The organism is Rhodococcus sp. NPDC059969 (genome assembly GCF_042738325.1).
Taxonomy (GTDB): Bacteria; Actinomycetota; Actinomycetes; order Mycobacteriales; family Mycobacteriaceae; genus Rhodococcus_F.
Genome location: NZ_JBHWUF010000001.1, coordinates 1,457,128 through 1,478,655, shown reverse-complemented (window position 1 = coordinate 1,478,655; position 21,528 = coordinate 1,457,128). Strand labels below are relative to the sequence as shown.

The 21,528-nt window shown below is 62.0% G+C and carries 25 protein-coding genes and 1 pseudogene; 11 read left to right on the top strand and 15 right to left on the bottom strand.

Annotation, left to right across the window (positions count from 1 at the left end; translation table 11 throughout):
• Positions 1 to 3: 3 nt before the first annotated feature.
• From ACFWAD_RS06920 to ACFWAD_RS06905, 4 genes are read right to left on the bottom strand one after another with little or no spacing between them, the layout of a single operon-like run.
• Complete coding sequence (locus ACFWAD_RS06920) at positions 4 to 849, bottom strand: DNA-3-methyladenine glycosylase family protein (protein ID WP_378542379.1); 846 nt, start codon at positions 847 to 849, stop codon at positions 4 to 6.
• Complete coding sequence (locus ACFWAD_RS06915; RefSeq protein WP_378542377.1) at positions 846 to 1,451, bottom strand: methylated-DNA--[protein]-cysteine S-methyltransferase; 606 nt, start codon at positions 1,449 to 1,451, stop codon at positions 846 to 848. Before ACFWAD_RS06915 ends, ACFWAD_RS06920 begins: the two co-directional genes overlap by 4 nt.
• The gene (locus ACFWAD_RS06910) at positions 1,448 to 2,002 is read right to left on the bottom strand and encodes an RNA polymerase sigma factor (protein ID WP_378542375.1); all 555 of its coding nucleotides are present in this window, start codon (positions 2,000 to 2,002) and stop codon (positions 1,448 to 1,450) included. Before ACFWAD_RS06910 ends, ACFWAD_RS06915 begins: the two co-directional genes overlap by 4 nt.
• Positions 1,989 to 2,489: a methylated-DNA--[protein]-cysteine S-methyltransferase gene (locus tag ACFWAD_RS06905; protein WP_378446906.1), complete on the bottom strand. Its 501-nt coding sequence runs from the start codon at positions 2,487 to 2,489 to the stop codon at positions 1,989 to 1,991. Before ACFWAD_RS06905 ends, ACFWAD_RS06910 begins: the two co-directional genes overlap by 14 nt.
• Before the next feature lie 144 nt (positions 2,490 to 2,633).
• Between ACFWAD_RS06905 and ACFWAD_RS06900 the strand changes: the two genes are divergently transcribed.
• Positions 2,634 to 3,179: a hypothetical protein gene (locus ACFWAD_RS06900; RefSeq protein WP_007729604.1), complete on the top strand. Its 546-nt coding sequence runs from the start codon at positions 2,634 to 2,636 to the stop codon at positions 3,177 to 3,179.
• A 64-nt stretch (positions 3,180 to 3,243) separates the two neighbouring features.
• On the opposite strand, the gene ACFWAD_RS06895 is transcribed toward ACFWAD_RS06900, so the two are convergent.
• From ACFWAD_RS06895 to ACFWAD_RS06880, 4 genes are all read right to left on the bottom strand, one after another.
• Positions 3,244 to 3,981, bottom strand: coding sequence for an SDR family NAD(P)-dependent oxidoreductase (locus ACFWAD_RS06895; RefSeq protein ID WP_378542373.1), 738 nt, complete (start codon positions 3,979 to 3,981; stop codon positions 3,244 to 3,246).
• Positions 3,978 to 5,003 (bottom strand): phosphotransferase family protein, encoded by a 1,026-nt coding sequence (locus tag ACFWAD_RS06890; RefSeq protein ID WP_378542371.1) that lies wholly within the window; start codon positions 5,001 to 5,003, stop codon positions 3,978 to 3,980. Before ACFWAD_RS06890 ends, ACFWAD_RS06895 begins: the two co-directional genes overlap by 4 nt.
• Positions 5,000 to 6,211 (bottom strand): acyl-CoA dehydrogenase family protein, encoded by a 1,212-nt coding sequence (locus tag ACFWAD_RS06885; RefSeq protein ID WP_378542369.1) that lies wholly within the window; start codon positions 6,209 to 6,211, stop codon positions 5,000 to 5,002. Before ACFWAD_RS06885 ends, ACFWAD_RS06890 begins: the two co-directional genes overlap by 4 nt.
• Positions 6,212 to 6,286: 75 nt before the next feature.
• Positions 6,287 to 8,065: an ABC transporter ATP-binding protein gene (locus tag ACFWAD_RS06880; RefSeq protein WP_378542367.1), complete on the bottom strand. Its 1,779-nt coding sequence runs from the start codon at positions 8,063 to 8,065 to the stop codon at positions 6,287 to 6,289.
• Positions 8,066 to 8,160: 95 nt separating this feature from the next.
• Here ACFWAD_RS06880 and ACFWAD_RS06875 point away from each other — a divergent pair, with 95 nt between their 5' ends.
• Positions 8,161 to 8,748 carry a TetR/AcrR family transcriptional regulator gene (locus ACFWAD_RS06875; protein ID WP_378542365.1) on the top strand — a complete coding sequence of 196 codons (588 nt, stop codon included), beginning with the start codon at positions 8,161 to 8,163 and terminating at the stop codon, positions 8,746 to 8,748.
• Here ACFWAD_RS06875 and ACFWAD_RS06870 read toward each other — a convergent pair.
• Entirely contained in the window at positions 8,683 to 10,218 is a 1,536-nt protein-coding gene (locus ACFWAD_RS06870) for a LuxR C-terminal-related transcriptional regulator (RefSeq protein ID WP_378542363.1), read from the bottom strand. The genes ACFWAD_RS06875 and ACFWAD_RS06870 overlap by 66 nt on opposite strands.
• A gap of 170 nt (positions 10,219 to 10,388) precedes the next feature.
• On the opposite strand from ACFWAD_RS06870, the gene ACFWAD_RS06865 reads away from it, so the two are divergent.
• The 6 genes from ACFWAD_RS06865 to ACFWAD_RS06840 all read left to right on the top strand — a co-directional run bounded on the left by ACFWAD_RS06865 (position 10,389) and on the right by ACFWAD_RS06840 (position 13,848).
• Complete coding sequence (locus tag ACFWAD_RS06865) at positions 10,389 to 10,763, top strand: PLDc N-terminal domain-containing protein (RefSeq protein ID WP_030537228.1); 375 nt, start codon at positions 10,389 to 10,391, stop codon at positions 10,761 to 10,763.
• Positions 10,760 to 11,197, top strand: coding sequence for a DUF6325 family protein (locus ACFWAD_RS06860; RefSeq protein WP_378542361.1), 438 nt, complete (start codon positions 10,760 to 10,762; stop codon positions 11,195 to 11,197). The genes ACFWAD_RS06865 and ACFWAD_RS06860 overlap by 4 nt, the downstream gene beginning before the upstream one ends.
• 1 nt (position 11,198) lies before the next feature.
• Positions 11,199 to 11,507, top strand: coding sequence for an SHOCT domain-containing protein (locus ACFWAD_RS06855; RefSeq protein WP_378542359.1), 309 nt, complete (start codon positions 11,199 to 11,201; stop codon positions 11,505 to 11,507).
• A 64-nt stretch (positions 11,508 to 11,571) separates the two neighbouring features.
• Complete coding sequence (locus ACFWAD_RS06850; protein WP_378542357.1) at positions 11,572 to 12,513, top strand: DUF1214 domain-containing protein; 942 nt, start codon at positions 11,572 to 11,574, stop codon at positions 12,511 to 12,513.
• A 64-nt stretch (positions 12,514 to 12,577) separates the two neighbouring features.
• A complete protein-coding gene (locus ACFWAD_RS06845; RefSeq protein ID WP_378542355.1) occupies positions 12,578 to 12,991 on the top strand; it encodes a hypothetical protein in 414 nt (137 codons plus the stop codon).
• Between the two features lie 35 nt (positions 12,992 to 13,026).
• Positions 13,027 to 13,848, top strand: coding sequence for a tyrosine-protein phosphatase (locus tag ACFWAD_RS06840; protein ID WP_378542353.1), 822 nt, complete (start codon positions 13,027 to 13,029; stop codon positions 13,846 to 13,848).
• Here the strand turns inward: ACFWAD_RS06840 and ACFWAD_RS06835 are convergent.
• Positions 13,835 to 14,764: a DMT family transporter gene (locus ACFWAD_RS06835; protein WP_378531295.1), complete on the bottom strand. Its 930-nt coding sequence runs from the start codon at positions 14,762 to 14,764 to the stop codon at positions 13,835 to 13,837. The genes ACFWAD_RS06840 and ACFWAD_RS06835 overlap by 14 nt on opposite strands.
• An 82-nt stretch (positions 14,765 to 14,846) precedes the next feature.
• Here ACFWAD_RS06835 and ACFWAD_RS06830 point away from each other — a divergent pair, with 82 nt between their 5' ends.
• A complete protein-coding gene (locus ACFWAD_RS06830) occupies positions 14,847 to 15,425 on the top strand; it encodes a TetR/AcrR family transcriptional regulator (RefSeq protein WP_378531293.1) in 579 nt (192 codons plus the stop codon).
• Positions 15,426 to 15,713: 288 nt separating this feature from the next.
• Positions 15,714 to 16,301, top strand: coding sequence for an HAD-IA family hydrolase (locus ACFWAD_RS06825; protein WP_378531291.1), 588 nt, complete (start codon positions 15,714 to 15,716; stop codon positions 16,299 to 16,301).
• 85 nt (positions 16,302 to 16,386) lie between these two features.
• Here ACFWAD_RS06825 and ACFWAD_RS06820 read toward each other — a convergent pair whose 3' ends face one another.
• The 3 genes and pseudogenes from ACFWAD_RS06820 to ACFWAD_RS06810 all read right to left on the bottom strand — a co-directional run.
• Positions 16,387 to 16,629 (bottom strand): hypothetical protein, encoded by a 243-nt coding sequence (locus ACFWAD_RS06820; RefSeq protein ID WP_378542351.1) that lies wholly within the window; start codon positions 16,627 to 16,629, stop codon positions 16,387 to 16,389.
• 139 nt (positions 16,630 to 16,768) lie between these two features.
• On the bottom strand, positions 16,769 to 17,527 hold the full coding sequence (locus tag ACFWAD_RS06815) for a DeoR/GlpR family DNA-binding transcription regulator (protein ID WP_378531287.1): 759 nt from the start codon (positions 17,525 to 17,527) through the stop codon (positions 16,769 to 16,771).
• Positions 17,528 to 17,627: 100 nt separating this feature from the next.
• Positions 17,628 to 17,792, bottom strand: a pseudogene (locus ACFWAD_RS06810) (LysR family transcriptional regulator); the annotation flags it as partial.
• A 162-nt stretch (positions 17,793 to 17,954) separates the two neighbouring features.
• Here ACFWAD_RS06810 and ACFWAD_RS06805 point away from each other — a divergent pair.
• Complete coding sequence (locus ACFWAD_RS06805) at positions 17,955 to 18,998, top strand: glycoside hydrolase family 3 N-terminal domain-containing protein (protein WP_378531285.1); 1,044 nt, start codon at positions 17,955 to 17,957, stop codon at positions 18,996 to 18,998.
• A 529-nt stretch (positions 18,999 to 19,527) separates the two neighbouring features.
• Here ACFWAD_RS06805 and menC read toward each other — a convergent pair.
• On the bottom strand, positions 19,528 to 20,634 hold the full coding sequence (gene menC / locus ACFWAD_RS06800) for an o-succinylbenzoate synthase (RefSeq protein WP_378542349.1): 1,107 nt from the start codon (positions 20,632 to 20,634) through the stop codon (positions 19,528 to 19,530).
• Positions 20,631 to 21,515 carry a GNAT family N-acetyltransferase gene (locus ACFWAD_RS06795; RefSeq protein ID WP_378542347.1) on the bottom strand — a complete coding sequence of 295 codons (885 nt, stop codon included), beginning with the start codon at positions 21,513 to 21,515 and terminating at the stop codon, positions 20,631 to 20,633. The genes menC and ACFWAD_RS06795 overlap by 4 nt, the downstream gene beginning before the upstream one ends.
• Between the last annotated feature and the right edge of the window lie 13 nt (positions 21,516 to 21,528).

The following is a 21,528-nucleotide window of genomic DNA, read 5'->3' as shown; positions in this document are numbered from 1 at the left end:
CGACTACAGAAACGCTTCTTTTGTCCACAGGTGAAAGAGTGCGTAGGCACGCCAGGGCCGCCAGCGCTCCGACAACGCTGCGGCCTCTTTGCCTGACGAAACCCCCAGCGCACGTTTCAATACCAGATCGTCGGGTACAAATGCGTCGCGATCACCAAGAATTCGAACGGTGAGATAGTCGGCGGTCCACGGTCCGATTCCCGGTAGCGCCAACAACTCTTGTCGAAATTGGACGGGATCCGCATCCCAGGTGAGTTCGAGGCCGTCCGCTGCGGCAGTTGCCAACGTGTGCACCGTTTTTGCGCGCGCCGTGGTCAATCCGACGGCTTTCTGAATGTTCTCCGGCGATTGCGCTGCAACCGCGCCCGGATCAGGGAAGGCAAGAAACTCACCTCCCACCGACTCCCCGAATGCGCCGACAAAGCGTCCACCGAACGTCCTCGCCGCGCCGAGCGAAACTTGTTGTCCCAGAACAGTGAGCACCGCGGTCTCGAACCCGTCCACCGAGCCGAGTACCCGCAATCCCGGACGGGCCGCCACGAGTGGGGCCAACAACTCGTCGCTGCCGAACGCTGCCTCGACAGCGGTGTGATCGGCGTCGAGGTCGAGCCAACGACGCACGGTCGCCTCGAGCACCTCGGAATCCGATTCCGGTGCATCAGCATCCACCACCACGCAGTCATCACTCCACGACACCGACACGATTGCCGGGCCGGAAGGCAACGGTATGACCCTGGTGTGAACACCGTCGTCGTGATGCTCGAGGCCGGCGATACAGTGAGCCCGCAATGCGCCAGTGAGCGGTTCGACCGCATACGGTTTCTGAAAGTGCAACTTCACCTCGCTCACCGGTTCGATTCCAGCTTCAGCAGAATCGCTTTCAGTTCGGGGCCACCCGCGTACTGCCCGAGGCTGCCGTCGCTGCGCACCACCCGGTGACACGGGACCACCAACGGCAGCGGGTTCTTTGCGCATGCGGTCCCCACGGCACGCACGGCCCGTGGACTACCCGACGCTGCTGCGACCACCGAATAGCTTGCGGTATGGCCGTATTCGATTTCGGGGAGATGGCGCAACACTTCGCGTCGGAACCCCTTCGCGAGTTGAAAATCCAAGTTCAGATCGAATTCCCTACGCGCACCGGCAAAGTACTCGTCCAGCTCCCGAGCGACGTTGTCGAGCCTCCGCGGATAATGAAGCACTCGGGGACTGACAGTGTCGGACAATCGTTCCAAAACCCGATCGTGCCCTTCGACGGCAAAAGCAACCCGCACCAAACCCACGTCGGTCGCCGCCAGCAGTAGCTTTCCAACAGGTGAATCGACGGTTCGGTACGCCACGTCGATCAATTCGGCTTCGGAGGCCTCCGTGGCCAGGCGCGCGCGAAGCCGGGTCAGAGCGTCGGCGTCAACGGCTGGAAGTGCCTCGAACACTTCGGCGTCGGTATTCATGAGTGACTCCCTTCCGCAGCGGTGGCGGACAAGTAGGTTCTTCGTAAGGTGGCGATACCGTCGGCGCCCGCACGTCTGGCGGCTGCCGGAGTATTACCGAGGATGTCCGCGATCTCGGCGTACGGCAGCCCACCCAGAAAGTGATAGGCAACTGCCGCACGTTGTTTGAGTGGTAGTTGTTCGAGTGCGTCCCACAGTTCGTGATCCCATGTGCCCGGTACGCCGATTCGCGTCGGCAATTCCGGAACGTCGTCTGTCGGAACGGCCACGCGGGCACGCACTCGGGTGATGTCGATGGCCTTGCGGTGCGCGATGGTCACCAGCCAGGCTTCGATGTTCGCGTCCGGGTTCAGATCCGGATAGGCCCGCATCGCTGCGATGAACGTCTCGGACCACGCGTCCTCGGCGTCGACGGGACCGACCACCGCACGGCAGACCCGAAGGACCACAGCACCGTATTCGGTCACGACGTCTTCGAACGGTTTCAGTGTCACGATCGGTAGACGTTCCCGATCACCGAATTGTGAGTCGAGCGCATCAGAAGAGGACATCCGATTCGCCGCCGTGCTCTCGATCGAGGAGGAAGCGCTTGCGTTCGAGGCCGCCGGCAAAACCGGTCAGGCTTCCGTCGCTTCCGACCACGCGATGGCAGGGAACGATGATGCTGATCGGATTCTTACCGTTTGCCGCAGCGGCCGCGCGGATCGCAAGTGGGTTACCCAAAGTTTGCGCGAGCTCCATGTAGGTCCAGGTTTCGCCGTACGGGATCGTTCGCAAGACGTCCCACACTCGCTTCTGGAACTCTGTGCCCACGGGCGCCAGCGGCACGGAGAACTCCGTGCGATCACCCTCGAAGTACTCCGTGAGCTGCGATTCGACTTCACCGAAGACCGCCGGGGAACGATCACCGAATGTGGACTCGTCCGGCTTGTGACGATGCTCCGCCATGTACAGCCCGCAGAGGTTCTCACCTGCCGCTACCAGCGTCAACGCCCCGATCGGCGAGTCGATCACGGTATGCGTTCGGATTGCCGTCATGTCTCGATCCTTCCAGGTTGAGCGGTGCAGCAGGCAGCGGGTGAATTGATTGTCCGCGCTGGCACCGATACCTCGAAGACGCCGCGCGCCTCGTGAATGTGAGATTTACCTGTACTTTGACGTCACATCAGGCAGTATCGAGGGATGGCTCTAGTTTTGCCCGGAAGCTCCACCGTCGTCCGCTCCGTCGGCGACGTGGTGCACTGGTCCCTGTCCACGGTCGCTTTTGCGGTCACCCTGCCCACTCGACTCGAGGCGCTCCTCTTCTCCGTCGAGAGGTTGGTGGCACGCATCAACCAGATCGCCGACAACGCCGACCGCGTCGTCATCGGGGCCGCCGCCGTGACCGTTCGAGCGGAGACGTTGGTCGAAGCAGTCGAGCAGACCTCGGACATCGCGGGACAGCTCCTCGAGATCTACGAGCCCATTGCCCTGCAGCTCGCGCCGCTGGCCGCAAGGTTCGCCGACGACCTTTCCGAGGCGGAGGTCAGCGCCGCGATCAAACTGATCGACCAACTGCCGGAGCTCACCGACCGGGTGGCCGCGGTGCTGCCCATCCTCGGAACCCTGGACTCCGTCTCGCCCGAGATCCACGAACTCCTGGGAGTGGTCAAGGACCTGCGGCAGGCGATCGTCGGAGTTCCCGGCTTTCACTTTTTCCGCAAGCGAGGCGAAGCCAAGCTCGATTGATACCGTCGAGGCGAAGCCAAGCTGGATTGATACCGTCGAGGCGAAGCCAAGCTCGATTGATTTTTCAGGCCGAGTAGCCGTTGGTTCCGGCCCGCGTCATGACGACCTTCGGAACTACTGCTCGAGACGAGAGTTTGAGCAGACCGTCCACCAACTCGACGATGTCGTCGACCTTGATCATTTTGTCGGGTGTGATCCGATCGTGCGTCCACGCCGACATGTCCGTGTCGACGTAGCCGGGAGCGATGGCCGTCGCACTGACGCCGTTTCCGGATTCCTCGGCGTTGAGAGCCTCCACCATCGAAATCAGTGCAGCTTTGGTGGCTCCGTACACCGCCAGACCGCTCTCGGCATACACGCCGGCCATCGAGGCGAGGGCGATCACCTTTGCTCCGCCGGCGAGGTCCGCGTCCGCCGCATTGCGCAGGAGCGGCAGCGATGCTTGCAGGAGCGCGAACGGCGTCCGGAGATTGACGGCGACGGTCTTGTCGAAACGTCCCATGGGGTAGTCGGCTACTCGCCCACTGGTTCCCACTCCGGCGTTGAGGACCAGTGCCCGCATGGAGCCGAATCGCTCGCCGTGTGTGGCAACGAGTGCTGCGGCGAAGTTCTCGTCCGCCATGTCGCCGGCCGAGACTACGACGTCCGGCGACCCGGCGCGCGTAAGTTCTTCGGCGACCACGGCGAGTCGTTCGGCGTCGCGTGCGGTGATGGTCAGCCCGTACCCTTGCGAGGCCAGTCGGGTTGCGATGCCGAGCCCGATTCCCTTGGAGGCACCGGTGAGCAGTGCTGATCGACTCATTCGAATTTCCCTTGGAGTGCGTTGAGGCCGGCCGAGATCAGTTCCGGCACAGAAGATCCAGCCTTGTCGAAACCCCCGCCGACGGTGGCGCCTGCCCGGAATCGGTGATCGATACCTTGCGCCACGACGGCGAGTTTGAAGAATCCGAGCGCCATGTAGAAGTTCCAGTGCGCCAGTTCTCGACCTGACACGGTCGAATACCGTTGCGCCAGATCGACAACGGAGGGTAGCGACGGACTGGTCCATGCAGCAGGCTCACCCAGAACCAGATCCAGCGCGGGGTGCCGGTAGACGCACATCATCGCGATGTCGGCCAGCGGGTCTCCCAGCGTCGACAGTTCCCAGTCCACCACTGCGGCAACCTTGGTGACGTCGTTCGCTTCGAGAATCGTGTTGTCGATTCGGTAGTCACCGTGCACGATGGACGAAGCGGATTCTGCCGGAATCATGTCCGCGAGGCTCGACGCCAATCTGTCCACGTCTGCCGAGTCCTCGGTCTTGACGCGTGACCATTGACCGGCCCACAGCTTCACCTGACGGGCCACGTAGCCCTCGGGTCGGCCGAGTTCGCCGAGACCCACTGCGTTGTAGTCGACCTCGTGCAGGGCGGCCAGAACGCGCACCAACTCGTCAGTGCACTGCGTGACCTGTTCTGCCGGAACCGCTTCCAGTTCGATTTTGGTCCGGATCACTTGGCCGGTGACGAATTCGACCACCGTGAACGACGCACCCATCACCGAGGCGTCCTCGCACAGCGCGACGGTCGGAGCGACCGGTACGGCAGTGTTCTGCAACGCCGAGGTGATTCGGAACTCGCGCGCGACGTCATGCGCCGACGGAGTGAGACCGGCAGTGGGTGGACGACGCAGAATCCACTTCGAGTTGTCGTCGAAGATTCCGTACGTGAGGTTGGATTTGCCGCCCGAGATCAGTTCGGCTCGCAACTCCCCGCTGACAGCGACGCCGGAGGCTTGCAGGTATTTGTGCAGCGCCGCCAGATCGAGTCCTGGAAAGTCCGTCACTTCGTCTCCTCCCGCGCAGCCCGCTTCGCAGCTCCGACAACACGTTTCGCAATGGCCCAGCGATGAACCTCGGACGGGCCGTCGTAGACGCGGAAGGGACGCACTTCGCGGGACAACCGCGCCAGCGGCAGATCGCCGGACACGCCCATCCCGCCACACATCTGAATGGAGCGGTCGACGATCCGGAAGATCGCCTCGGCCGCATAGGTCTTGGCGATGGACGTCGCGTTGCTTGCATGCCCGCCCTGATCGAGTTCGAAGCAGGCCTGCACAAGAAGTGCGCGGCTGGCTGCGATGTCGATCTCGTTGTCGGCGACCATCTTCTGGATCATGCCGAGATCACCGAGTTTCGAGCCGAAGCCTTCGCGTTCGGCAACCCTGGCCACGGCAACGTCGTGGCCGCGGCGCGCCGCACCGAGCCAGCGCATCACGTGCGTCATCCGGGCGGGGCCTAGGCGAACCTGCGCGTAGGCGAAACCCTGATCGACCTCGCCGAGAACTGCCTCGTCGGGAACGAAGAGATCCTCGAACGTGACCTCGCAGTGCCCGCCGATCATGGCCTTGTCGAGGGTGTCGATGTGTCGACCCACGTGAAGGCCTGCAGTGTCCGTCGGCGCCAGGAACATTGTCGCTCCGCCGCGTTGCCCCGGCTCGCCGGAGGTGCGCGCCATGATGATGAAGAATCCGGCACCGTCGGCGCCGGTGATGAACCACTTCTTACCGTTGATCTTCCAGCCGCCGGGAACCTTCTCCGCGCGGGTGTTCAAGGCTGAGGGATCGGATCCGGCTCCGGGCGCGGGTTCGGTCATGGCGAATGCCGACCGCATGTCCCCGCTTGCGAGCGGCGCGAGGAACTGCTGCTTTTGCGCTTCGTTCGCGACGTGGGCAAGCATGTGAACATTGCCCTCGTCCGGCGCAGCGATGTTGAGCGCTGTCGGCCCGAAGAGCGAGTAGCCGGCTTCTTCGAAGACCGGCGCGCGATCACTCATGTTGAGCCCGTGACCGCCGTACTCGATCGGCGCATGGGGAGCGAAGACACCGGCTTCTTTTGCCGCAGCCTGCATCTCGATGCGAATGGCATCGCCACCCGCGACCGCGATGTCACCGGCATGTTCGTCTTCGATGGGGAGCACTACGTTGCGAGTGAAGTCGCGCGTCTTCTCGATCAGCGCCACCACCTCGGGCGCGTACGTCAGATCGATTGCCACCAGCCACCTCCGAAAGAACATCCCGACCGAGCGATCGCTCGGTACGAGCACTCTCGCACACGCCGACGTGTCGGGTCAACAATCTTCGAGCATTGCCTCACCCTGATCCAGCCGGCCGGCAACCACCATGTCGCGGTACAGATCGTCCTTGTCCATGAGCTCGTCATGGTTGCCGATGTTCCGGATCCGACCGTCCTCCATCACGACGATCCAGTCAGCGTCGCGCACGGTCGAGAGCCGGTGAGCGATGGTCACCACGGCCCCGGTGCGTGCACGTTCGTTGATCGCGTCGACTATGGCGGCTTCGGTGAGCGTGTCGACCTGGGCAGTGGCTTCGTCGAGCAGAAGCAAGGCACTCGGCCGCAGAACTGCGCGCGCCATCGCGATCCGCTGACGTTGGCCACCGGACAGCGAGGTGGCCGTCAGAGCGGTGTCGAGTCCGTTGGGCAGGGCCTCGATCGCGTCGTCGAGTCGGAGCAAGCGAAGAACAGCCTGAACTTCATCGTCTGTTGCGTCGGGATGACTGAAGACGACGTTCTCCCGAATCGTTCCGGGTACCACCGGTGTCTCCTGCTCCACGTACGCGAGACTCTCGCGCACAGCGCGGTGATCTAGCGCGTCGTAACCGACTCCGTGCAGGAGAACCTCACCCGATCTCGGTTCGACGAATCGCAACACCGTCGAGAGCAAGGTCGTCTTACCCGCACCCGACGGACCGACGATGGCCATGTGCCCGCGCTCCGGGATGACGAGCGAGACATCACGCAACGCCGGATGGTTCGAGCCGTGGTAGCTCACAGTGACATCGCGCAACTCGATGAGCGGCGCGGCAGCATTCGTGTTCTCGACGACGTTCACGACCTCGTCGTACTTCTCGGTGGGCAACGACTGCATCTCGCGGATTCGGATAGCCGCCGCGATTCCCGACTGAACGGAGGTCACGTTCTGCGCAAGCTCCGACACCGGCCCCATCAGGGTGAAGGCGTAAAGCAGAAACGCGATGAGCGTCGAGACGGCCATTTCGCCGTCGGCGACTCGCCAGGCGCCAAAGCCCAAGATCGCAATGATCGAGCCTTGAATGGCAGTCCACGCGACAGTCCAGGCGGTTGCCGACACTCGAACCGCCGTGATCGCATGCCGTTTCGCATCGGACGCATTGTTCGTCACCAGAGCGCCGACGCGATCCTCGGCGAGGGAAACCTTGACCGTCCGGATCGCACGCAAGCCACCCTCGAGAACGCCGCCGAGCTGACCGAGTGATTCCTGGGTTCGCGCTTCGGCTGCGGAAATCCGAGGCATCAGAACGGCAAAGAGTATGGAGGCGAACACGATTGCCACCATGGTCACGCCTAACAACGGCAGATCCAGAACGCCCATCAGAACAATCGTTCCGATGGTCAACGCGGCTGCGTTCAGAATATTCACCGCAGCCGACGACGCCGCTTCCCGCAGCAGCAAGGTGTCCGAGGTGACCCGGGTGACCAATTCACCGACCGACCGCGATTGCAGCGAGGGCACTGTTGCTGCCAGGAATCGTCTCACCAGCGAAGACCTGGCGTCGAAGACAACCTTTTCGGCGGCAGTTCCGAGGACGATCCACTGAGCGCAGCCGAGCACCGCACCGACGACCAAAAGGACGACCAGAGTAAGGATCGGCCCTTGCAGCGAAGCGCCGGTATCGAGGGTGTCGAGAACCCACTTGGTGACCATCGGCGTTGCCAGCGTTGCCGCGGAGCCGCACAGCGCCAAGACCAATCCGAGGAGGAGCGACGGCAGGTGCGGGCGAGCGAACTCCGAGAGGACGCGGAGATTACTCCATTTCGGCGCGGGCTGAGGAGCATCGGATTCAAGCATGAATTTATGGAACACGAATGTTCCATAAAGGGCAAGAGGAATTCCGATACGGAAACACTGGATACCGAAACCGGACACGGCTACGCTTCGAATTCGTGACAACGATCCACAGCGCACCAGAACAAAGCGCGACCCGCGAGCGCACACGAAAGGCCATCCTCGATGCCGCCGTTTCGGTGTTCGCATCCAAGCCTGCCGCGACGCTCAGCGAGATCGCTGCAGCCGCGAAGGTCGGCCGGACCACCTTGCACCGTTACTTTCCCGAACGGTCAGACCTGGTCGACGCCGTCGCGGCCGAGGCCACCCGCGCCGTCGGAGAGGCCGCAGCAGCGGCGCGTCTCGGTGAGGGCTCCGGAGCAGAGGCACTGGTGCGCCTGTGCCACGAATACTTCGAACTGGCCGATCTTTTGACGGTCCTGTTCTTCACTCCCGGCGTGTATCAAGAAGATTCGTTTGCCGAGTCCGCGTCGAACGACGACGGAGTCAGCGACGCCATCGAGCGCGGACACTCCGACGGTTCCATCGACCCCGACATGGGTTCGGACTGGGTGCAGAACCTGCTGTGGTCACTGCTCTACACGTCGATGGACTACGTGAACTGCGGCTCCGGGACGCGACTACAGGCCTTGGACCTGACGGTTCGCAGCCTCCGCCGCGGAATCGCGCCCGATCCCGCGGTCTAGGTTGTCGGCTGCTTGAACAGCGGCACGCCGTTTGGTCACGCCTAGTTTGCGGTAGATCGAGCGAATGTGAGTCTTCACAGTGGGATAGGCGATGCCGAGGTGCGCAGCGATCTCGTCTGCAGTCATCGTGGTGCGCAGAAAAGTGAGGATCTCTTTCTCACGTTCCGTCAGGACTCCGGCGAGTTGGGCAGAGAGCCGGCCCCGTTTTTCCAGAATCGTGCGCAGGAGCTCCTGGTGTCTCGACCCCTGTGTTGCGTGCGCGTTCAACAGATCGACGATTACCGGATCGCCGCTGAGAAATGGGGCGAGAATCCGCTCGGGGATTGCCTCCGCCAGCGCACGATCCAACTGCTCGTGCGCCTGCGGTCCACGCCCGGCGACGGAGCTCAGGGCGGCAGACGTGACAAGGGTGCTCACCAGCGCATATCGCGGCAGCGCGGCCGAGGTTGCCAAGCGAAGCGCTTGAGCCGACGGTTCCGGATCCCCCATGACTCGGTAGAGCTCCGCGAGAAGCGCGTGAGCGACCGCAGCTCCTGTTCTGGTCAGCGTGGGCATTGCGATGCGGCGAGCTTGCTCGTCCTGTCCTTGAGCGTGGGCGAGCCAGGCCGTGGTGACGCGCCGCAGCGTATCCCAAGGAATGCCATGCTTGTCCGCAGTGCTCACGCCGCGCAGCAGACGAGCGGCGTTGTGGTACCGGTCTTCCCGGTTCAGAGCGATCAGGCTCATCACCAAGTACAGACGGGCGAGCGCCTCGAAATTGGTTCCGGGACTGCCCTCCACGATGATCGAGTCGAACTGAGCGATCGCCTCCTCGAAGTCGCCACGCCAGTAAGCGATGCACCCTCGATTCGACTGTGGGAGACCGCCTTCGAAGCGTTCCCAATCGGACGCCACCTCTCGCGCAGGAAGGCCGTCGAGGATCCGTTCGGCTTCGGTGAATACTCCTGCGTGGGTGAGCGCAAAAGCCAAATTGGATTGCGCGAGACGCAACGTCTCCGTGCGCGACTGCAACTGCGCCTCGTCGCTGGCGGAGCGAAGTAGCGCGATTGCACGAGGAAGGTCACGACGAAGCCTGATCTCGGTCCACCCGAGGAGGAAAAGCGCGGACGGGTAATCGTCCTCGGGCTCACACTGGGCGAGCGCGTGGCGAGCGCGATCGGCGATGACGGCCTTGGTCGAGGTGTCCGGAGCGAGCAGCAGGTCGGTGAAGCAGACGACAAAATCGTCGGACGCGACCCGCAGACCCTGCCCGCGGAGAAACTCAGCGCCGTACTGATCGCCGCTGAGATCGCGGCAGCACGCCCGTATCAGCAGGATGTGCGGATCGTGCGGATCGGGATGCGCAAGGCAGAGTTGCTCGAGTTCCCTGGTGTGAGATTCGAGTATCAAACGAAGCCAGTTTTTCCGCAGGACGCGTCGAGCCTGCTCCGCCTCACCAGAGGCGAGTGCGTCACGCACGGCTTCGATCATGTGTCGAAGATACTCGAGACGTTCGATGTCCGTGGAGATCCGGTCTCATCCGCTTCGGATGAGACCGCGATCGAAGCCTGCGGAAACCAGTGAGAATTGCCGGAATCAACCGAAATGCGCTAGTCGGCGGAATCCCGGTGCGCAGGCCTGACACGAAACGGATAAGACACATGAGCTTCTGGGAAAGCCTCGGCTGGATGCTGTGGGCAACCGTCTTCATCGGATATCTCTTCGCGCTGTTCGCGATCATCGCCGACCTGTTCCGCGACCACAAGCTCAGCGGTTGGTTGAAGGCCGTCTGGGTGTTCTTCCTACTCTTCCTGCCCATCCTCACCGCGCTCGTCTATCTCGTCGCCCGCGGCGAAGGGATGACGGAACGCAGCAACAAGGCCGCACGCGACGCCGAGAAGGCCGCCGAATCGTACATCCGCGAGGTCGCGGGGAAGAGCCCCAGCGAGGAGATCGCCGCAGCCGCAGCACTGCTCGAAGCCGGAGCGATCAGCGAGGACGAGTTCGCCGCACTGAAGCTGAAGGTCCTCTCGTGAGTGCCGCGCGTTTCGGCCCTGTCGATTTCTATCTTCTCCGTCTGCCTGGGCAGGACCTCGACCCGGCCGCGCTCTCCGCGCTCACCGACCTCACGGATACGGGCCTGGTGCGGCTGCTCGATCTGATCGTCATCTCCAAGTCCGAGGACGGTGAACTCACCCTCATCGAGGTCGAGGAGTTGCCGAACGGCTTCGAGATCAACGTCGAGATGCTCGGCGCGTCCGGTCTGCTCGGGCACGAGGACATCACCGAACTCGCGGCAGCCATTCCCACCGGCGCTGCAGCGCTGCTGGTAGCGATCGAGCTGGTCTATCAGCGCGAGCTCGCCGCCCGGACCGCGGCGTCCGGCGCGGTGTTACTGGGTTACGAGCGGATACCCGCACCCGTCGTCAACGCCCTCATGGACACGATCATCCCGAAACTGGAGGTCTGACATGCCGTACATCCCGAGAAGAGGTCGCCCCGGACTGCTGGGCCTCGCCGCCCGCACAGCGGTCGTGACCGGTACCGCGACCGCCGTCAGCGACGGGATGGCCACCCGCCGGCAAAGGAGAGCCCAAGCCGAATACGAGCAGGCGCAGTACGAATTTGCCCAGCAGCAGGCCGTACTCCCGATGCCCACACCCGCACCCGCCTCCCCGGTCGATCTCGTCACCGAGTTGCAGAAACTCGGCGACCTCAAATCACAAGGTCTACTGAGCGAGGCCGAGTTTCAAGCCGCGAAAGCTCGACTGCTCGGCTGATTCACCCCGACGGGCGAGGGATTCCCGCTCTCGCTTCCATACCCGACACCGAATGGAACCCGCTATGTCCGCGACCTCAGTCAACGTCCTGAACTTCAATCGGGCAGAATCCGATCTCATGTTCGCTCGCCTGGCCGCGGGCGTCGGCCTGGGCACGTGGAACCACACTCGTGATCTCGGGTCGCTCGACGACCAGCCGATCATCCGCCAGAACCGCGACACCCTGTACAGCAGCGCGATCGTCGATGTGCGCGAAGACGTCACGATCACGGTGCCCGATACCGGCAAGCGCTACATCTCCGTGTGGGTGGTCAGTCAAGATCATTACGGTCCCGTCATCCTGCGCGATCCGGGAGAGCACCTGCTCACGCGCGAATTGGTCGGAACCGATTACGCCGCACTGATCGTCCGTATCCTCGTCGATCCGAACAGCCCCGAAGACGTCACCGAGGTGAACCGGTTGCAGGACGCCCTCACCATCGACGGCGGCGGAACAGGCAAGTTCCCGTTGCGCGACTACGACGAGCAGTCGCAGACCGAGACCCGCGACGCGCTCCTCGCCCTCGCTCGTGGCATCACCACATACGACCATTCATTCGGCACCGCGGCGGAAGTCGACCCCATCAGGCACCTGCTCGGTACCGCCTCCGGCTGGGGCGGCCTCCCCGAGTACGAGGCCACCTACGTCAACTTCGACGAACGTCTCCCCGTCGGGGAATACCGTCTCCGCCTGAACGACGTTCCCGTGGATGCATTCTGGTCGGTCTCGCTGTACAACGCGGCGGGGTACTTCGAAGAAAACGCTTTGGGCGTCAACAGCATCAACAGCATCACCGCCACCCCCGACTCCGACGGCAGCACCACCATCCGCTTCGGTGTCCATCTCGACGGCGTCGCGAACGCACTGCCAATCATGCCGGGCTGGAACTACGTGCTGCGCCTGTACCGCCCCTGCCCCTCCGTGCTCGACGGCACCTGGACGGCTCCTCGTCCCGAAGCGCTCTAGCGAAGCGTTTACCCACGCACACACCACTCTCGGGTGACTCGACCTGAGCACGGAGGTACAACCCATGCGTCTGCTATTTCAGCTCATTTCGCAATGCGTACTCGGTGCGATCGCGCTGATCGTCGTACATTTCACTCTTCCCGGGGTCAGCCTGAGCGTGAACGGCTTCTTGGCCGCTATCGGTGTATTCACCCTCGCACACATGATTCTCGGCCCATTCGTGCTCAGCGTGGCACTGCACTACGCCGCTCCGCTCGCGGGTGGTGTCGGCTTGGTCGCCACACTGCTAGCGCTCCGGGTTGCCACCCTGGTCCCCGACGGCATTGCGATCAGCGGCGTCGGGTCCTGGATCCTCGCACCGATCATCGTGTGGGTGATCACCGCGTTGGGCGGCTGGATCTTCATGGCTCTTGTCATCGACAAGTGGATCAAGAGACGCAATGCCGAAAAGCTCGTGCGCAGTGTGCAAAAGGCATGAATGATCAGTGAAACGGAACCCACAAGGAGTCAGCCATGCCAAGTCACCCGCTCGATCGTCGCGTTCTCCTCAAGACCGCCCCGAACTTCCGGGATCTCGGTGGCATTCCCGTTGCTGACGGCACCGTCCGCGCAGGCGCGCTCTACCGTTCGGCGACGCTCGCGAAACTCGACGGCGACGACGTTGCCGCGGTCGCCGACTTGGACGTCCGGACCGTCTACGACCTGAGGACCGCCGCCGAGCGCGACGGCGCACTCGACAATCTCCCCGACTCGACACGCACGGTCTGGCTAGACGTCCTCGCCGACAATGCCCAAAATGCAGCGGCCACCGGACTACTCATGACCGACCCGCTCGCGTACGCCGAGACCATCAGCGGCGGCCGTGGGATCGCGCAGATGGAGGAAGCCAACCGCAACTTCGTCAGCCTGCCGTCCGCTCTCGACGCCTATCGCACGTTCTACCTCGACCTCATCGACGAAAACCGCGCCGGGGCAGCACTTTTCCACTGCACCACCGGCAAGGATCGAACCGGGTGGGCCGCGACGTCTTTCCTACTCCTCCTCGGGGCCGACGAAGCCGACGTACGCGCCGATTATCTGGAGACGAATACCGATCTGGCTCCCATGACGGAACCGATCCTCGACTTCGCCGCCAGCAAAGGCGTTGACGCAGAACTACTCCGGCCCCTCCTCGGGGTCCGTGACAGCTACTTCGACGCCGCTCTCGACGAAATGCGCACGCACTTCGGCACCGTCGAGGACTACGCAATCAACGGACTGAAGCTCACCGCAGAGCAACTCACCGCGCTCCGCGAGCGGTTCACATCCAGGTCGGGAGTCATCAGCGCGAAGTGATCGGAGCCCTTACCGGACAGTCATTTTCGCCCTCGCCCCGCTTTTTCTGGTGATTGTCCACCCGGGTGACCACGACGACGGCGAGGATCCCCACCGCCAAGCCGAGCGCGGTGAACGGAGTGAAGGATTCTCCGAACATCAACGCGCCCCAGACCGCGGTGACGGGGGCGATCAAGAACATCAAGGTGTTGACGGAAGTGATGCCGATGCGACGGAGCAATAACCAGTACAGCCCGTAACCACCGAACGTGGACAGCACGACTAACCAGAGCAATGCGATCCAGAATGTGTTGACGCTTGGCGGTACGGCGACTCCTGAGGCCACCGCCAGTGTCGTGAAAACTATTGCGCTGGTCGAGCAGTGGATGGCCAGGGCCTGCAGAGGTGGCGTGGTCGTGAGAGCGCGTTGTTGGACGAAGGTGGATGCAACCAGGCTGAGCATCCCCAGGAACGGGATCGCGTATGCCCACCACGGAGCGGATGTACCGGCCCCGGCATCGGCTGCCGTGACCATCGCGACGCCGCCCAGTCCGATCGCCAGCCCGACCCACTGCATACGCGGGACTGCGACACCGAGGACCGGACCGAGCAGAGCCGCCGCGACCAGCGGCTGAATACCGTCGATCAGTGCGGTGGTTCCGGTGTTCACGCCGAGATCGACTGCCCAGTACACAGACAACAGGTAGCCGCTCTGAGAGAGCATCCCGATCACCACCTGCCTGCCGAGAGCCCGCGGAGTCGGCACCATGTTCCGGCGCCGGGCGGACAGCCAGACAATCGGGACGAGCACCGCCGCGAGCGGAAGGAACCGCCACATCAGCAACGTGGGGATCTCGGCACTGCCGGCCCCGAGTTTGGCTCCGATGAAACCCGAACTCCAGCACGCGACGAACAGGACCGACAAGGTAGCCGTCACGACAGATCTCGGGATTACGATCCGAGGTATACCGATCTGTTTACTCACACGTTCGACTATACAGATCGGTATACTCTTGTCCATGGCAGCGGAATCCGTACCCGAGTTGACTCCGAAAGCGCGTCGCATCCTGGAGTCGGCGTCGAAGTTGTTCTACGAAAAGGGTATTCATGCCGTAGGTGTGGATACCGTCGCACTGGACGCCGGGGTCACGAAGAAAACTCTGTACGAGCGGTTCGGCTCGAAAGACGGTCTCGTCGTGGAATACCTGAAGGACCGAGATCGGCGGTGGCGCGCCTTTCGCGACAAGAAGCTCGCATCCGCCGGCGAGAGCCGCGCCGAACAGTTGAGTGCGGTGTTCGATGCTTCCGCCTCCTGGTCCGGGGCGAGCGGAGGAAAGGGGTGCAGCATGATCAACGCCCACGCTGAGTTCAGTGATCGCTCACATCAGGTCTTCGCTGTTGTCGCCGAACAGAAGCGGGAGATGTTGGACCTTTTTCGGCGCATTCTGGCGACGGACGGGCAAGCCGACGAACGCCTCGCCGAGGCAATCATGCTGCTTCACGAAGGTGCCCTCGTCGCAGACGGGATCGGTATCGGCACCGACCCCTTCGGCGGCGGTCGGGACGCGGCGCTCGATTTGCTGAAGAACTCCGGGTGATCCACCCCGCTGCGCACATTCCGGGCGACCCCTACGACAGAGTCCGTACCTGACAGCAAAATCATCCACACCGGCGCCACAGAGTTTGCTTCAGCCCGAAAACGATCGGAACGGAAGATCGCAAACTCCTACTTGATCATCGAATGTTTTCGATTGATCATTTTTGTTGTACGATTGAGATGCGCCCGGACAGGTGCGCCAGCAATAACCCGGTTCCGTAACTTTCCTGTTCCGTCGCCCGCGCGACGAACATCGCACAGCTACGAGCAAAACGTGAAGGAGTCTTTGATGCCCACATACTTGATCGACTACGGCGAGGTCATCTCTCAACCCCAGGATCCGCAATCCATCGACGAACTGATCGCCGTGACGGGGATGGATCGAATCGACTTCACTACCAACTACTGGGCCTTTCGACCGGCATATGACGCCGGCCAGTCCGCACACGACTACTGGAAAAATGTTCTAGCGCAACCAGTTCCAATCGATCCGAACATATTGAAGGCCCTTGTGGAGATCGATATCGCAGGGTGGATGCACTTCGATCGCGATAGCGTCGCATGGATCGAGAATCAACACCGCCGCGGCTCGAAACTGCATCTACTGTCGAACGCACCGAACGAATTAGCCTCAGCAATTACAGGTTCCGAACTGGCCCGATACTTCGATAAACTCATCTTCAGTGCGAGCCTGAAGATGGTCAAACCCAACCGGGAAATTTTTTCACAGGCACATAGTGCAATCGGCGGCAGCGCAGAAGACATCATTTTCGTCGATGATCGACCTGAAAATATCTCCGCTGCAAAGCAATACGGAATGCAGGCCCACCTGTACGTCGGCAAATCCACCCTCTCAAACCTTGCCGACCGCGATTGAGGCTAGACCCCAGGCGGCATCAACTAGGGGGTGCGGACACCGATCACCATGACTCGGAAGCAGTGACCGTCTGCACGGGAGGTCGTCAGCGGCTCTGACAGCGCATTATGGCCGCCAAACGCAACCCGGCAAGAATGGCCCGCTCGTCCGTGTACACACTCGAGCCTTCGAGATCGAGCACAGCATCGATATCCGCGCCCCCACCTATGTCGACGAACTCACCGAACTCACGCAGCAGAGTTCGCGTACGTTCCCGGTCGGCACGCCACAAAACTACGCGAATGCGGAGAATCAGAAAACGCTCACTGAACCGACCCATGATCACCACGCCGTCACCTCGATCGAACAATCATTGAATTTGTTTCACTGCAACGCAACTCAACATCTGATCGAATTGCAGGTTGGGCCCGCCAACTCCGTCGTTGGGCTCGGTCCGTCAGCCTTCACCGTCAGAAACAGTCTGATACTCAGACACAGAGCACCTGTATCCCCTCGTCCCTCAACTCCGCCACCACGTCCTGAGGGGCCCCGACATCGGTGACCAACACGTCGATCCGATCGAGCGCACAAACGACTGCAAGTGCTGTCCGAGTGAATTTGCTCGAATCGGCCATGGCGATCACACGCGTAGACGACCCCAGAGCAGCACGTTTGACCGCCGCATCCTGCATGTCGTAGGCGGTAACCCCGCTCGTTCGACTGAGTCCGCAGCAGGTCAGCAAAACTGTGTCGAATCTCAGCGCAGCGAGGTTCTGCTCCACCATCGGACCCACCATGGAGGTCTCCCCGCTACGGACCGTTCCTCCAGGCAGTAACAATCTCACCGTTGCAGCCTCCATGAGAACGGGAATCGCGTGCGCCGCCAACGGCATCACGGTGACATTGCGAGACGACAACTCGTGTGCTGCTGCCAGCCCCGTCGTACCGCTGTCGAGCAACACTGCTTCGCCATCGGCAATCAAATTGACTGCGGCGGAAGCGATTCGAGCCTTCTCCATCACCCCCTCCATCTCGCGCAGGACGAACGGAAGCTCATCACCACGCAACATGGCACTCACGGCCCCGCCCCGCACCCTTCTGAGCACCCCGGCAGTTTCCAGTTCGGCGAGGTCCCGACGGATTGTCACCTCGGAAGTGTTCAGATCGCGTGCGAGGTCCGTCACGGATACCGACTCGGAGTTCTTCAATGCTCGCACTATCGCGACCTGTCTACCATCAATCACCATGACTAAAATCATACATCTTTTCTGATCATTCGAAAGAATTTGACGATCACTTACCTGCGATGATCAACGTCCGCACATAACTGCCATCACCTTTTGGACAACGAACCACCGGCAGGAGGTCATCGTCGGTCGCGCCGATGTACGTCAGTAAGGGCGCGGTCCCAACACCGTGTTTGACCGCCTCGTAGTGGCCGGCGATGTTGTTGGTCTGGATCTGCGCTCACCCGGTGGGCAGTATCCGGTCGAGGATACGTAGAGATTCGACAATTCCAGAAACAGCCACGGCTGAAAGGTCAACGCGCGTAACACCGCTGATGACGTCGCTCCAGGTCACGCCGAAGTCCAATGCACAAGTACTACGAATCCCTCGAGCACTACCTGAACAAATACCGACAAGCGCACCTGTGTGCGAGAAACAGGACCCTCGATGTCAAACTATTCAACTCTCGAGCGCGACGCACACACAGTGATGTTCCCAGCGTTCGATTCGGATCACGTCGAAACCTGGCTCGCTGATCTTCTCCGCGCCGGAACCGTTGCGGTCATCCTCGGCGAATCCCGCGAGGAGTACGTATCCCGCAGAATGACATCTGCTCGCCGCGAGAATGAAACCGGTCAATCACTCCGCAAACTGACCAGCGCCCTGGACTCGAGCACTGACACGCCGTTGCTCGTCGCAGTCGATCAGGAACCCTGGGGCATCCAGCGCCTCCATACGCTCGTTCCCCAGTTCCCCTCAACCGACGCGCTAACGAAAATGACCGATACGAACATCGAAAATGTTGCCCGATCAGTGGCGTTCGCCGCCCGTGAGATGGGCGTGAATGCATTCTTGTCGCCCGTACTCGATCGCCTGGAAGGCAACAATCCCTGGTTGTTCGAACGCACACTCGACCTACCGCATTCGGAAATCGCTCGCATCGCAGTGGCCTTCGTTCACGGCGTCCAGACCTCTGGAGTCGCGGCAATCGCAAAACACTTCCCGGGGTTCCCTGTACTCGAACACGACCCCGCACTAAAGGACACAGCCGTCGCCGCAAAGGACTGGAGCGCAGAAACTCTCACACCATTCAAGGCTGTCGTCCACGCCGGCGTTTCCGGCATGATGGTCGGACCGGCCATCGTCGAAGCTGTCGATCCAACCGCTCCGGCGACGACCTCGAGCATCACGATCCGAGCACTGCGAGAGGATCTGGGCTTCCGCGGCGTCGTCGTGAGTGACGATCTGGATTCCCCCGCAACGATGCTTGGGCGGTCACCCGAAGAGACCGCACTCGCAAGTCTCCTGGCCGGCGCCGACCTCCTACTGATCCCCGGCGGCGATGAAGTCGCCACTGTTGCAAAGTCATTGGCCGCCGCGGCCCTCCGGAATCCGAAAGCAGCAGAACGACTTCGCGGCGCGGCAAACCGTGTTCGCGAATTAGTGAGTTCGATCGTCCCACGCTCCACCCATGGCGAACAGATCGGTTGACAAAGGCGGTGTTGTTGGCGTCGGCCGATCGGCTTCGGAACCAAGGCTCGGGATTCGGCACAACAGCTCAAGGCCTCAAACCGATTTGGTCAGCCTTCCGGTCTGGGAACCGGCAAGACTCGCGGCGCCGCTCAAGGCGGATCCTCTGCTCGTCGGGACCCGCCACTGGTGCAGACATCTGCAGTTTCTGTGTGAACGGGTGTGCCGGATTGTCGGAAACCGGTTCGGTAGAATCCACTTCGACTATCTTGCCGTCGAGCATCATCGCGACACGGATGTGCGCAGCCGGAGCACTTGCCGGGTCGAGAATCGAGACAATCGCCGTCGGCGGCGGCGGCTCACAGAATTCTCTGCTGTGCCGGCTCACTGCCAACCGCGCTGCGCGATGTAGCTCGCCCGACTGTCGGGCTCCGTAGCTCATCACGGCAGCACAACTCACCACGCCCCAGACCGCAAAATGACTCGGTTCCGCTTCAGCCGTTTTCAATGCGAAATGGTCGGAGAGCGACGATTCGAGAGTTCTGCGATCTCAGCGTTGGACTTCCGCCGCACGAACCGTGAATTCCTTCAGCCGATCCGCCAGTGGGTCCACGCCGAGCCCTGGTCCATCGGGGACACGGAGCCCACCGCCTTCAAGCACGAACGGCTCCGTCAGATCGACTTGATAGAACCTGTCGGAAGCGGACACATCACCGGGCAAGGTAAAACCGGGGAGTGCAGCCAACGCAACGTTCGCCGCCCTTCCGAGACCCGTTTCCAGCATTCCGCCGCACCACACCGGCACGTTGTGTGCGGCGCACACATCATGGATGCGTCGAGCCTCGAGATAGCCGCCGACACGGCCGGGCTTGATGTTGACGATCGAGCACGCGCCGAGTCTGATGGCATCGGCGGCAGACCGGGCCGACACTATCGACTCGTCGAGACAGATCGGCGTCTTGATGCGAGCCGCGAGGTCCGCGTGCCCCAGGACATCCTCCTCGTCAAGCGGTTGTTCGATCAGGAGCAACCCGAAAGGGTCCAGCTTCGCCAGCTGAGGGGCATCGCCGAGGGTATAGGCGGTGTTGGCGTCAACCTGGAGCATTACCTCGTCGCCGAAGCGCTCACGCACGGCGCGGACAGGATCGACATCCCATCCCGGTTCGATCTTGAGCTTGATCCGGACGTATCCCTCGTCGATATAGGAACCGACAGCATCAAGTAGTTCTGGAATGGAGTCCATGATTCCGACCGAGACTCCGCTCGGGACGTGATCGACCACCGCGCCCAGACTTTGCGCGAACGAAATGCCCTGGCTCCGCAACTCCGCATCCATGATCGCCATCTCGAGGGCGGCTTTTGCCATGCGATGCCCCTTGTACTTGGCGAGGCGAGGCGCCACGAGGTGCGCCGAGACCGCATCCATCGACAACAGATCTGGGATGAGAAACCTTTTGAGTACGTCGTCGATGCCATCGACGTACTCCGAGGAGTAGAGCGGGTCTGACATGCCGACGCATTCACCCCAGCCGTCGCCGTCTGGAGCGCGAACCCGCACCACCAACATTTCCCGTTCGGTCTCGATGCCGAACGAGGTACGGAAAGGCGACACGAGCGGCATCTGAACCCGCCTGATTTCGAAGCTATCGATCTTCATACTGCCGTCCCTTTGGACACGATGTACGCGTTTGCACGACGGTCGAAATCCTCGACCTGCCCACCTTCGGCGAGCAGGGTTCCCAGAACCTCCCGTATCACGAGGCGCCATTCGGAGGCGAGCCCAGGATCCGAGTGACGAAGCGCCTCGATGTCGGTGGGCACCGCCACGGATACATCGGCCGCGGACGTGTCCTCCAGTGATGGCCGGCCAAGGGGGTCTCTCGACAGCATTGGCTCTGTATGCACCTGGGCGCTGTTTCGTTGCTCGAGCGCTGCGCAGCTCGAAGCGCGAGAACTCGCGAGGTCCCATTCGAGTTTGAGGCGGTCAGTCTCGTCTTCGCCATTGAGGTCATCGAGCAGCGTCCCGTAATGATTGACGTGGTAGACGCGAGCAGTGCCGCCGAGCTTGGAAAGGTTGAAGTGCGCATTCCTGCTGACCAGGGGGTCGAACGTCCACGTGATGGTCTTGATGCCCCGCGCCATGGCCCAGGCTCTCTGGTGGAGTTTGAGAGCGAACCCGATATTTCGGCCGCGCGCACTGTCCGCCACCCCGGCGATATGGCTGTGCAGTGACAAAGTCGACGGCACGCCCCACATCCCGACAGATATGCCGAGAATCTGGTCGCCCGCGAAAACCCCACAGACATAGCTTTCGGTACCGGCAAGCGCTTGAAGAACCTCGACGTTCATGATCGACATTCCGTCAGTTGGCCGCCAGATCTGATCGATCAGTTCGACACCCCTCTGCATGTCGTCGATTGAGATCAGCGCGCGGATCGCCACTCCTGATCGGTCTGCCGCCTGAGCGGCGGCGATCGCGGCAATCCGCGACGTCTCAGTTCGCGCGACGTCTCGCGCTTGTTCAGCAAAAGTGGTCATAAGTCGAGGATTG